This window comes from Lysinibacillus sp. AR18-8, from assembly GCF_001705465.1.
GTDB lineage: Bacteria > Bacillota > Bacilli > Bacillales_A > Planococcaceae > Lysinibacillus > Lysinibacillus capsici.
On record NZ_MDGU01000028.1, the window covers coordinates 42,792 to 55,378 of the forward strand.

The window sequence follows — 12,587 nt, forward strand, 5'->3', positions numbered from 1 at the left end:
AGATAAAAAGTATGGTATCATTTTCTAAAGTGTTTTATCCTCATTCCAGTTAGAGAGAATATTGTAATATGGGGATTGTGAAAGTTACAATGACGACATGGGAGGTGTCATTCTTGATTTTAGTTTTAGATGCAGGGAATTCCAATATTGTATTAGGTGTCTATGATGACAACGATCAATTAGCCTTCCATTGGCGTATGGTGACGGATCTTCATAAAACAGAAGATGAATATGCCATGCAAGTTCTTTCATTTTTTAATCATGCAGGCATTTCATTTGAACAAATAACAGGCATTATTATATCCTCAGTTGTGCCACCAATTATGTTTTCACTAGAGGCGATGTGCCAGAAGTATTTTCGAAAAAAGCCATTGATAGTAGGACCAGGTGTGAAAACGGGTTTAAATATTAAATACGAAAATCCTCGTGAGGTTGGGTCTGATCGCATAGTGAATGCCATAGCAGCTCTAGATTTATATAAGGCCCCTTGTATCATAGTTGATTTTGGGACAGCAACAACCTATTGTTATTTGAACGAAAAGGGCGATTACATGGGTGGAGCTATTGCACCAGGCATCACTATTTCTACAGAGGCTCTTTATACACAGGCTGCAAGATTGCCGCGTATTGAAATCGTTCGACCTACACATATCGTGGGGAAAACGACCGTTTCTGCCATGCAGGCGGGAATTTTTTATGGCTTTGTCGGGCAAGTTGAGGGCATTGTTAATCGTATAAAAGCACAAAGTAAAGAGGAGCCATTAGTTATTGCTACAGGTGGATTAGCAAATCTAATTGCAGGGGAGACACAAATTATAGATGTTGTAGATCCATTTTTAACGTTAAAGGGTTTATATAAGCTCTATAAACGTAACCAATAGGAAATGAGGGACATTCCATTTATGAGTGATTATTTAGTAAGAGGTTTAGGATTTAATGGACAAGTTCGTGTGTTTGCAGCACGTACAACAGCCACAGTAGGAGAAGTGCAACGCCGTCACGATACATGGCCAGTTGTATCAGCAGCTTTAGGTCGTTCAATGACAGCGGCAGTTATGATGGGAGCCATGCTAAAAGGTGAAGAGAAAATCACTATTAAAATTGAGGGCAACGGTCCAATTGGCCCAATGGTAATTGATAGTAATGCACATGGAGAAGTGCGTGGATTTGTGACAAACCCTCATGTACACTTTGATTTAAACGAGCAAGGTAAGCTAGATGTTCGAGCAGGTGTTGGAACAGAAGGTGCTCTTACAATTGTTAAAGACCTTGGTTTAAGAGATATGTTTTCAGGACAAACACCAATTGTTTCAGGCGAAATTGCTGAAGATTTTACTTATTATTTTGCTACATCTGAGCAAGTACCATCATCTGTAGGTTTAGGCGTATTAGTTAATCCAGACAACACTATTCTTGCAGCTGGCGGATTTATACTTCAATTAATGCCAGGTTGTGAGGAAGAAACGATAACTGAAATTGAGCAACACCTTGCTACAATAGAGCCTGTTTCCAAAATGATTGAAAAAGGCTTTACACCAGAGCAAATTTTAGAAGCTGTATTAGGAAATGGACATCTACAAATTTTAGATTCCATGCCAGTTGAATTTAAATGTCAATGTTCAAAAGAGCGGTTTGGTGCGGCAATTTTAGGTCTAGGAACAGCAGAGATTAGAGAAATGATTGATGAGGACGGCGGTGCAGAGGCACAATGTCACTTCTGCTTAGAGACATATAGCTTTTCTAAAGATGAGCTAGAAGGGTTTATCGATGAGCTCAACGCGTAATCGGCGACCTTCAACCAATGTAACACCAAACCAAACTCCTTTATTGCAACGTCGTTTAAAGACAAAGCCTGCTTTAGCTGTCATAGCCGTTTTGTTATTAGGAAATGTATTATGGTTCATTAGTTGGTTGATCCCTAACAAAGGTCAGGAAATTGGTAGCGACGAACAAGTCGCTGCCATTGACGGGGATGTTATCACACGCCAAGAGTGGATGATTGCTATGGAAGAACGATATGGTAAAGAAACACTCCAAAATTTAGTAAATGAAACGGTAATGGAAAAGGCCGCAAAAACATATAAAATTAAAGTTACTGATAAAGAAATTGATCTTGAATTAGCGTTAATGCGATCTGCTCAAGATAAGTATGATACAGCCATGCAAAATCTTTCGGCAGAGCAACTACGCCAAAAGATTCGATCACAGCTTATATTGGATAAGGTACTCACGAAAGATGTAGTGATAGAGGAAGAAAACGTTGAAAAGTATTATGAGGAAAATCAAGGCTTATATAATACAAAAACAAGCTATCGTACGAATTTTATTGAGGTCGATTCAAAAAAAGCTGCTGATGAGGCACTGGGTGAATTAAAAAATGGCTCTGATTTTACAGTGCTGGCACGAGAAATTTCTGTTGATAGTGCTTCAGCGAGTTTAGGAGGGGATATTGGTTTCCTTACAGAAAATCAGGAAAATGTAGACCCTGCAATTATTAATACTGTAAAATCACTAAAGGCAGATGAGGTAAGTAAAGCCTTTAAGTTAGATAATGGTCATTATGGCATTGTTCAAGTACAAGAGATATTAGAAGGACAATCCTTTACATATGACGATGTGAAAGAACATATTGAGCGAGAATTAGCTTTAGAGCAATTACCGCAATCTGTTACGCCAGAAGCATTTTGGTCGGAATTTAATGCTACTTGGTATTATGGAGAGACTAAAAAAGAAAAATAATACATGAAGAGAGTCTGCAGGTTTTGCGGGGTAAAATGAGTCTGATCAAACTTACAGGCATTCGTAGTGAATTACCCAATAAATGCAGGTTCTTTTTCTTTAGTGAGGATAAGATTTTTCCTTTTCATAGCAATGATAAATATTCTGAAAATATTAGTTTTATTTATTGACAATCGAATGGAAAAATTGATAAAATACAAAATAAGTAAAACCTATAAAAATAGTAGGGATTGGGAGTGGATTAGTAAATGAGTAGATTAGCAAACTCGGTAGCTGAATTAGTTGGTAAAACACCAATTGTAAAATTAAATCATGCAACAAGTGAAAATGAAGGTACTGTGTATGTAAAATTAGAATATTTTAATCCGGGAAGCTCGGTGAAAGACCGTCTAGCTTTAGCTATGATTGAAGCTGCGGAAAAAGACGGGACATTAAAACCTGGTGGTACGATTATTGAGCCGACATCTGGTAATACAGGTATTGGTCTTGCAATGATTGCAGCTGCTAAAGGTTATAAAGCCATTCTAGTTATGCCAGAAACTATGAGCTTAGAGCGTCGTAATTTATTACGTGCTTATGGTGCAGAGCTTGTATTAACACCTGGTCCAGCAGGTATGAAAGGTGCAATTGCTAAAGCAGAAGAACTATCTGAAGAACATGGCTACTTCCTACCACAACAATTTACAAATCCTGCGAACGCGGTAATTCACCGTTTAACAACAGGCCCAGAAATTGTAGAAGCATTTGATGGCCTGACACTCGATGCTTTTGTAGCTGGTGTTGGCACTGGTGGTACAATTACTGGTGCTGGTGCGGTCTTAAAAGAAAAGTATCCAAACATTGAAATCATTGCAGTTGAACCAAAGGATTCACCAGTTCTTTCTGGTGGTCAACCAGGGCCTCATAAAATTCAAGGAATTGGCGCTGGATTTGTACCAGCAGTTTTAGATACAGAAGTCTATTCTTCAGTATTCCCTGTTGAGAATGAGGTTGCTTTTGAAGTAGCACGTAAAGTAGCACGTGAAGAAGGAATCCTATGTGGTATTTCATCTGGTGCTGCAATCTATGCTGCAATTGAAGCGGCAAAACGTTTAGGTAAGGGTTCGAATGTCCTTGCTATTGTGCCTTCTAATGGTGAGCGTTATCTATCAACACCTTTATATCAATTTGAAGACTAATTCAATTTTTTTATGTAAGGGCTCCTTTATAAAGGGGGCCCTTTTTTAGTGTGAAAACTAGGGCACTATGAAAATTATAAAAACATTCGCTTCTATGTAATAATCAAGTTAAGATGGAATCACATCATATGTTTAAAGGGGAAAAATAACTTGAAAACAATACTTACAAAAACATTAACGATGGATGCAGATTCATTTTTTTATAGCTATAAAAGGCAGACAGAGACGCAGCAAGCACATGTGTTTTTAGAAAGTGGACGTGGTGGACATTTTTCAATAGCTGCGTGGAATCCATTAGCTACCGCACGATCAGTAGAGGGTGGGCTTTTCGTAAATTGGAGAAATGGTAGACAGGAAGTTTTACAAGGGGAGTCCCTCGACTTACTGGAAGAGCTTGTGGCGGAATATCAGGTTTCTTATAATGCAGAGCTACCTGTTTTTCAGGGAGGGGCTATTGGATTTGTGTCGTATGATTATGCTCGTAAAATCGAGGAGCTTCCTAATACGGCAACAGATGATTTACAAGTGCCTGATATCTATTATTATATCTTTGATTGCTGGGCCGTACATGATGTGAAAACGAATACAGTGACACTTATGAAGTTAGAAGAGAATGAGGTTAACTTGGAAGAATGGGCTAACATCTGGCAGGTTGCTGCACAGGCTGGATTAGACGCGCGCAAATTTGAGAAAACAACTGCTATAGAAGTTAAGAATGATGAAAATGAGTTGCTTGTTTCATTTGCAGGAGGCGATTTCGAGGCAGCAGTTAAAAAAATCCAAACGTATATCGCACAAGGCGATGTCTTTCAGGTGAATTTATCTGTTCGTCAGTCTAAGAAACTCAATGCAAATGCACTAGATGTCTATGAGGCACTACGAGCGTTTAATCCGTCGCCATATATGGCTTATATTGAAGCACCTGATTTTTCTGTTGTTTCTGGATCGCCAGAGTTACTAGTCAAGCGTCAAGGCAATGAGTTGTCGACGAGACCAATCGCTGGCACTCGACCAAGAGGGAAGTCTGAAGAGGAAGATTTAGCGTTGGCTCAAGAATTAATTGATAATGATAAAGAGCGTGCTGAGCATGTGATGTTAGTGGATTTAGAGCGCAATGATTTAGGACGTGTATCCACCTATGGAACAGTGGAAGTGGATGAGTTTATGGTCATTGAGCGCTATTCACATGTTATGCATATCGTTTCGAATGTGCGTGGAGAAATAGCAGAAGGTAAAACGAATGCAGATGTTATTCGTGCGATGTTCCCAGGTGGGACAATTACAGGAGCGCCTAAAATCCGCACTATGGAAATTATTGAAGAATTGGAGCCTGTACGACGTGGTTTATATACAGGCTCAATCGGCTGGCTAGGCTTTACAGGTGATATGGAGTTTAATATTGTAATCCGTACAGCGTTTGTAAAAGATGGGGTTGCGCATATTCAAGCTGGAGCAGGCATTGTCATTGACTCTGTTCCGGAAAGAGAGTATCAGGAATCTTTAAATAAAGCGAAAGCAATGTGGCAGGCAAAGGCAATGGCAGAGGAGCGAGTAATATGATTTTGATGATCGATAACTATGATTCATTTATTTATAACATCGTCCAATATTTGGGTGAATTTGGTCATGACATAGTAGTAAAACGTAATGATGTTATTACAGTAGAAGAAATAGAACAACTTTCGCCAGATATGATTGTTATTTCTCCAGGGCCATGTAGTCCAAATGAGGCGGGGGAAAGCCTGAACATTATTAAATATTTCGCGGGAAATATTCCGATTTTAGGAGTTTGTCTTGGACATCAGGCGCTTGCACAAGTGTTTGGTGGTCATGTCATACAAGCGGAACGTTTAATGCATGGGAAGACATCACCCGTGCTGCATGCTGAAGTGGGTTTGCATAAAGGCATGCCAAATCCATTCCAAGCAACTCGCTATCATTCTCTTATTGTAGAAAAGGAGACATTACCAGCGTGTCTAGAAGTAACAGCTTGGACAGAAGAAGGAGAAATTATGGGTTTACGTCATAAGGAATATCCTATTGAGGGTGTACAATATCATCCGGAATCCATTATGACAGAGCAAGGGAAACAACTTCTTCGTCAATTTATAGAAATGTATATAGAAGGAGTGAAATAGATGCAGTGCTGGATGAACGGAAACTATATGGCGGCCCAGGATCTGAGAATTTCGCCATTTGATCATGGATTTTTATATGGATTAGGATTTTTTGAAACGTTCCGAACATATGGTGGTCAGGTATTTTACTGGGAAGCACATATGGAAAGATTACAGCATGCTTTATCACAATATCACATTCATTTAAACTATCCTGAAAGTGTATTACTTGAGGCTGTGCAACAACTAAATCAACTTGCTGGCGGTCAGGATGGTTACTTCCGTTTAAATGTATCTGCGGGTGAACATAATATTGGATTACAGCCAACAGAATATAGACAACCTAATATCATCATTTTTCGCAAGGAACTTCAAGACACGCCGCGTGGTACTGAAAAGTTTGCACAATGGCTTACCATACCACGTAATACACCTGAACAAGCATTTCGTGTTAAATCGCACCATTACGGCAATAACGTGCTTGGTCGCTTTGAAATGCCATCACTGGCTCAACAAGAAGGTTTCTTTTTAACAGAATCAGGCTATGTAGCTGAAGGTGTGACATCAAATATATTTTGGATAAAAAATGATATACTATATACGCCTTCTTTGGAGACAGGTATTTTACCAGGAATTATTCGTGCATGGGTTATAGAAAATGCTAGTGCGCTAAACCTTGACGTACAGGAAGGCTTTTATACAAAAGAGGATTTACTACAAAGTACGGAATGCTTCATTACCAATTCAGTACAAGAACTTGTGCCTATTAGTAGCTTGGCGAACCAGCGATTTTTAGGCAATAAAGGACCTATTTATTCCATTTTGCATAGCGCATTTGTTCAAGAAGTGGAACGAGGATAGAAGGAGCGTTTACATGCTAGAAAAATATACGAAACCATTAACGATTAATGGTATTACATTAGACTATAGACAAGAAACATTTGTTATGGGGATTCTAAATGTTACACCGGACTCCTTCTCTGATGGAGGAAAGTATAACAATGTGGAGGCTGCAGTTACTCAAGCAAAAAAAATGGTGGCTGAAGGAGCAAAAATTATCGATGTAGGTGGAGAATCTACACGTCCTGGGTACGAACGAATTTCAGATGAAGATGAAATTGCACGCATCGTGCCTGTTATTCGAGCGTTAGCACAAGAAGTAAAGGTCATTATTTCAGTTGATACGTATAAAGCAAGTGTGGCGCGTGCCGCAATTGAAGCCGGCGCACATATCATCAATGATATTTGGGGAGCAAAGGCAGAACCAGAAATTGCTCAGGTTGCTGCAGACTTACATGTTCCAATCATTTTAATGCATAACCGTGAAAATATGGATTATGGTGTTGATTTTTGGACGACTGCAAAGGCAGATTTAGAAAAAAGTATTGCCATTGCACAGCAAGCGGGAGTTCCCGATCATCATATCATCTTAGACCCAGGTATCGGCTTTGCTAAAAATACTGCACAAAATATAGCTATGATGCAACACTTATCGGATTTAGTGGCTATGGGCTATCCCGTATTATTAGCAACATCACGTAAATCAATGATTGGTAATGTCTTAAACTTACCTGTTGAGGAGCGTCTTGAAGGGACAAGCGCCACAGTGGTTTATGGAATTGAAAAGGGTTGTCATATGATAAGAGTTCATGATGTAAAGGAAATGGCGCGGGCAACGTATATGACGGATGTATTAGTGGGTAAACGTTTGTTTAAGGAGGAAGCGTGATGGATTATATTCATTTAAAGGACATGCAGTTTTATGGTTATCATGGTGTATTAGCAGCTGAAACCACTCTAGGCCAACGCTTTCGAGCAAATGTTTCGCTTGCAGTAGACATGACAAAAGCCGGTGAAACGGATGATCTTTCTTATACCGTAAATTATGCAGAGGTATATGCGTTATGTCGGGATATTGTAGAGGGTGAACCGTTTAAGCTTATTGAGGCTCTTGTTGTGAAAATAGCAAATGTGATTTTAGCAACCTATCCTGATAAAGTAAAAGGAGTTCGTGTAGAGCTTATTAAACCAGACCCACCTATTCATGGTTATTATAAAGAAGTCTCTGTTGAGGTTACGAGGGGGGATTTCTAATGAAGGATGTCTATTTATCTATCGGAACAAATATGGGGGAGAGATATGAGAATCTTCAGCATGCAGTAGACCTTTTAAAAGAAAAGAAGGAACTAGAGTTGATTCGTGTTTCATCTGTTTTTGAAACAGCTGCTGTAGGTTATACGGATCAGGCCGATTTTTTGAATATAGCTGTTCATCTAAAAACAGCTATATCGTCTGTTGAGATGTTGAATATTTGCCAAGAAATCGAACGGGAATTAGGGCGTGTAAGAGAATTCCGCTGGGGCCCAAGAGTTATTGATCTTGACATTTTACTTTACAATCAAGAGAATATTGAAACGGAGAACTTAATTGTTCCTCATCCAAGAATGTACGAGCGAGCGTTCGTCCTAGTACCACTTGTAGAGATCACGCCATCACCTTTCGATGAACAGCTACAACAAGCGCATGATCTGTTACAGCAAATGGATTGTGAAAAGGAAGGCGTAATCTTCTGGAACCACTTTAATGAGCCGTCAGCGGTGAATTAAGTATTTGTATAGGAATGAATTATCAGCGTATAGCATTAACGATAGATAGAGAAAATAGGTAAAGCCTATAGAGGAGGAAGAAAAACGTTGAGTCAGTCAACAGAGAAGCCATTTCAAATTGGCGATATTGTCATGGACAACCGAGTAGTATTAGCGCCAATGGCTGGGATTTGTAACTCTGCTTTCCGATTAACGGTTAAGGAGTTTGGGGCAGGTCTCGTATATGCTGAAATGATTAGTGATAAGGGCATTGTCCAAAAGAATGAAAAAACATTAGGTATGCTTTATATCGATGAACGTGAAAATCCTCTTTCACTGCAAATCTTTGGTGGAGATAAAGAAACCTTAGTGGAAGCAGCAAAATATGTGGATGAAAATACGACTGCTGATATTATTGATATCAACATGGGATGTCCTGTTAATAAAATTATAAAATGTGAAGCGGGAGCACGTTTACTACTTGATCCTAATAAAGTATATGAGATGGTAGCGGCTGTTGTGGATGCTGTTAAAAAGCCGGTTAGCGTAAAAATGCGTATTGGTTGGGATGAAGAACATATCCTTGCGATTGAAAACGCTCAAGCTGTTGAGCGTGCAGGTGCAGCTGCAGTAGCAGTTCATGGTCGTACACGTGTACAAATGTATGAGGGTAAAGCGAACTGGGATTATATTCGTCAAGTAAAGGAAAATGTCAGCATCCCTGTGCTTGGTAACGGTGACGTGGAAACACCCCAAGATGCTAAACGTATGCTGGAAACTACAGGTGTAGATGCAGTAATGATTGGACGTGCTGCTTTAGGTAATCCATGGATGATCTATCGTACGGTTGAATACCTAGCAACTGGTGAATTAAAAGAAGAGCCAAGTGTACGAGAAAAAATGGACGTATGTTTACTGCACTTTGAACGACTTCTTCAATTAAAAGGGGAAGGAATTGCAGTACGGGAAATGCGCAAGCATGCATCATGGTATTTAAAAGGAATTCGAGGTAATGGTAAGGCCCGCAACGCTATTAACCAAACAGAAACTGCGGCAGAACTTCGGGTACTATTAAATAGTCTTGTACAGGAGTATGAAGAAAGCGAATCTAAATTAATTGTTCCAGAAGTTAAAGAATTAATGATATAGTTTTTATTATGGGCGTCTCTATAATTTGATAGAGGCGCCTTTTCAGCAGCACTTTTAATTTTTAGAATTATTAATTATTTTATGTTGGATTGAAAATAAATTGAAACAGATGATTACAGCACTAAAATTGTGTACAATAGAAATATTATGGACGTAAACGCGGACAATTTACTTAAGGAGTGAAACAAGTGTCAAATATAGAAGAATTAAATGATCAACTATTGGTGAGACGCCAAAAGATGACAACGATACTAGAAAATGGACAAGACCCATTTGGAAGCCGTTTTGAGCGTACACATTTATCAACAGAAGTACGTGATCAATTTGCAGATCAAACAAAAGAACAGCTTGAGGAAAACCTTCAAGAGGTAATTATTGCGGGCCGTATTATGACGAAACGTGGTAAAGGAAAAGCTGGCTTTGCACATATTCAAGATTTAAATGGTCAAATTCAAATTTATGTTCGTCAAGATCATGTAGGCGAAGAAGCGTATGAATTATTTAAACAAGCTGATTTAGGAGATATCGTGGGTGTGCGTGGTAACGTGTTCCGTACACAAGTGGGAGAACTTTCTGTAAAGGCTGAGGAATTCACATTCCTTACAAAAGCGCTACGTCCTATGCCAGAGAAATTCCACGGCTTACAGGATGTTGAGCAACGTTATCGTCAACGTTATCTAGATTTAATGACAAACGAAGATAGCAAAAAGACATTTATCACGCGTTCGAAAATTATTCGTGCAATCCGAAATTATTTAGATAATGCTGGATACTTAGAAGTAGAAACACCAATGCTTCACACAATTGCAGGTGGCGCAGCAGCTCGTCCATTTATTACGCATCACAATGCCCTTGATATGGAATTATATATGCGAATTGCCATCGAATTGCATTTAAAACGTTTAATAGTTGGTGGTTTAGAGAAAGTTTACGAGATCGGACGTGTGTTCCGTAATGAAGGAATTTCTACACGCCACAACCCTGAATTTACAATGATTGAACTATATGAAGCATATGCTGATTATCAAGATATCATGTCTCTAACTGAAAACCTTATTGCACATGTTGCTCAAGAAGTTCTCGGTACAACTTCTGTTCAATATGGTGAAGATGAAATCAACCTTGCTGTAGGCTGGAAACGAGTTCATATGGTTGACGCTGTAAAAGAGGCAACAGGTGTAGACTTCTGGCAGCCGATGACAAAAGAACAAGCACAAGCACTTGCTAAAGAGCATGGAGTTGAAGTGAAGGATGTTCACGAAGTAGGTCATATTATCAATGAATTCTTCGAACAGAAAGTAGAAGAGACGCTTGTACAGCCTACATTTGTATATGGTCACCCTGTAGAAATCTCACCTCTTGCGAAGAAAAATCCAGAGGACGAGCGTTTTACAGATCGCTTTGAGTTATTTATCGTTCGTCGTGAGCACGCCAATGCCTTCACGGAGTTAAATGACCCTATCGACCAACGCCAACGCTTTGAAGCACAATTAGCAGAAAAAGAAGCAGGTAATGATGAGGCGCATGAAATGGACAATGATTTCATTGAAGCATTAGAATACGGTATGCCTCCAACAGGTGGTTTAGGTATAGGTATTGACCGTTTAATTATGCTACTAACAAATTCACCATCAATTCGTGATGTATTATTGTTCCCAACAATGCGTCATATTACAAAATAAATTACTGCGTAGGCTCTTTATAGAGCTGCTAAAGAGCATTCAATGAATTAAGAGGAGAATTCACAGGATAGGTGAGTTCTCTTCTTTTTGCTCAATGAAAAAATTAAGTTGTTTAAACGTAGATTATATTTAGGTTATACTTTTATAGTTCTATGTTTTTCAAATCAAATACAATAAGTATAAAAAGAAGTATTTTATTGGGGGCTTATAATGAATTACAAAATTATTAACAAACAAGTATTTGAACAGGCACAATTACGTTCTGTTTCTGATGTTCCATTTACGGAGGAAGAGCTCGAGCATGGTATGAAATTAGTCGTTGCTAAAAAAGACGAGAATCTTACTTTATATTTAGTAGAAATAGATGGCCATAAGAAATTTGATGTTCGTTGGGACGATTCTTCTGAAATCTTTAGTGGCTGGTATTCTGCATGGGATAACTTCTTGTGGTGCTTAAATATAGTTGACCCTCAAGGTAATGAAATAAAATAGGGACTATTAGAAATAAGCAGGCGCTAAAGTACTTCTACTTTAGCGCCTGCTTATTTTCATAATGCAATTTTTAAAAACCTTCTTTGACCTAAACAACTAATTAGATTTGTAGTTTTATTTAGGAAGTAATTTTACACTAAGTTTTATGAGCTATGTTTAACTTGAAAAGTAAGTAGTATTTTAATTTAAGATATTGAGATTTAATAGAAAGAGATGTATAGTAAAACAAATAATAAATAAGGAAAGATACTATGATTTACGATTCTCGTAAATACACAAATTTGCTTATTAAAGCAAGTTTGTTAAATTAAATTAGATTTTGTATAAAAAATACTTGCGAAGTTTTTTCTAACGTGATAAATTATTACTTGTCGTTAAGACGATGCAATCAACAACATTGAACTTCAAAAACAATTTGAAAAAAGATGTTGACATGAATAATTGATTATAATATAATTTAAAAGTTGTCTCCGCTGATTTGAAAAAACATTTTAAAAAAAGTGTTGACAACGAAGTGAAGAAATGTTATAATTTAAAAGTTGCTGTCGAGAGATGGTTGCTAAATGAACCTTGAAAACTGAACAAGCAAAACGTAATCAATAAAGTTTTAAGTAGCTAGTTTTGCTAGTGAACGAAACACAATTT

Annotated in this window: 13 protein-coding genes; all 13 read left to right on the forward strand. The window is 38.2% G+C overall.

Translation table 11 applies throughout. The features are described 5' to 3' along the window. The first annotated feature begins 113 nt into the window (after positions 1-113). The 13 genes from BFM98_RS18935 to BFM98_RS18995 all read left to right on the forward strand — a co-directional run bounded on the left by BFM98_RS18935 (position 114) and on the right by BFM98_RS18995 (position 11,942). A complete protein-coding gene (locus BFM98_RS18935; RefSeq protein ID WP_048395343.1) occupies positions 114-881 on the forward strand; it encodes a type III pantothenate kinase in 768 nt (255 codons plus the stop codon). Positions 882-902: 21 nt separating this feature from the next. After that, a complete protein-coding gene (hslO, locus tag BFM98_RS18940) occupies positions 903-1,784 on the forward strand; it encodes an Hsp33 family molecular chaperone HslO (protein WP_009373570.1) in 882 nt (293 codons plus the stop codon). Beyond that, a complete protein-coding gene (locus tag BFM98_RS18945) occupies positions 1,768-2,739 on the forward strand; it encodes a peptidyl-prolyl cis-trans isomerase (protein WP_048395323.1) in 972 nt (323 codons plus the stop codon). The genes hslO and BFM98_RS18945 overlap by 17 nt, the downstream gene beginning before the upstream one ends. Before the next feature lie 248 nt (positions 2,740-2,987). Beyond that, positions 2,988-3,917, forward strand: a complete 930-nt coding sequence (gene cysK / locus BFM98_RS18950; RefSeq protein WP_004229133.1) for a cysteine synthase A — start codon at positions 2,988-2,990, stop codon at positions 3,915-3,917. A 150-nt stretch (positions 3,918-4,067) separates the two neighbouring features. Then, the gene (pabB, locus tag BFM98_RS18955) at positions 4,068-5,477 is read left to right on the forward strand and encodes an aminodeoxychorismate synthase, component I (RefSeq protein WP_066038167.1); all 1,410 of its coding nucleotides are present in this window, start codon (positions 4,068-4,070) and stop codon (positions 5,475-5,477) included. Further along, positions 5,474-6,055 carry an aminodeoxychorismate/anthranilate synthase component II gene (gene pabA / locus BFM98_RS18960; RefSeq protein ID WP_048395320.1) on the forward strand — a complete coding sequence of 194 codons (582 nt, stop codon included), beginning with the start codon at positions 5,474-5,476 and terminating at the stop codon, positions 6,053-6,055. The genes pabB and pabA overlap by 4 nt, the downstream gene beginning before the upstream one ends. Further along, complete coding sequence (pabC, locus tag BFM98_RS18965; RefSeq protein WP_066038168.1) at positions 6,056-6,895, forward strand: aminodeoxychorismate lyase; 840 nt, start codon at positions 6,056-6,058, stop codon at positions 6,893-6,895. A 13-nt stretch (positions 6,896-6,908) separates the two neighbouring features. Beyond that, positions 6,909-7,763: a dihydropteroate synthase gene (gene folP, locus BFM98_RS18970; RefSeq protein WP_004229126.1), complete on the forward strand. Its 855-nt coding sequence runs from the start codon at positions 6,909-6,911 to the stop codon at positions 7,761-7,763. Further along, a complete protein-coding gene (gene folB / locus BFM98_RS18975; RefSeq protein ID WP_004229125.1) occupies positions 7,763-8,128 on the forward strand; it encodes a dihydroneopterin aldolase in 366 nt (121 codons plus the stop codon). The genes folP and folB overlap by 1 nt, the downstream gene beginning before the upstream one ends. After that, the gene (gene folK, locus BFM98_RS18980; RefSeq protein ID WP_054548584.1) at positions 8,128-8,640 is read left to right on the forward strand and encodes a 2-amino-4-hydroxy-6-hydroxymethyldihydropteridine diphosphokinase; all 513 of its coding nucleotides are present in this window, start codon (positions 8,128-8,130) and stop codon (positions 8,638-8,640) included. Before folB ends, folK begins: the two co-directional genes overlap by 1 nt. Positions 8,641-8,727: 87 nt before the next feature. Next, the gene (dusB, locus tag BFM98_RS18985) at positions 8,728-9,768 is read left to right on the forward strand and encodes a tRNA dihydrouridine synthase DusB (protein ID WP_048395312.1); all 1,041 of its coding nucleotides are present in this window, start codon (positions 8,728-8,730) and stop codon (positions 9,766-9,768) included. Between the two features lie 179 nt (positions 9,769-9,947). Next, on the forward strand, positions 9,948-11,450 hold the full coding sequence (gene lysS, locus BFM98_RS18990) for a lysine--tRNA ligase (RefSeq protein WP_175400778.1): 1,503 nt from the start codon (positions 9,948-9,950) through the stop codon (positions 11,448-11,450). A gap of 210 nt (positions 11,451-11,660) precedes the next feature. Next, positions 11,661-11,942: a hypothetical protein gene (locus BFM98_RS18995; RefSeq protein WP_048395308.1), complete on the forward strand. Its 282-nt coding sequence runs from the start codon at positions 11,661-11,663 to the stop codon at positions 11,940-11,942. The last annotated feature ends 645 nt before the right edge of the window (positions 11,943-12,587 follow it).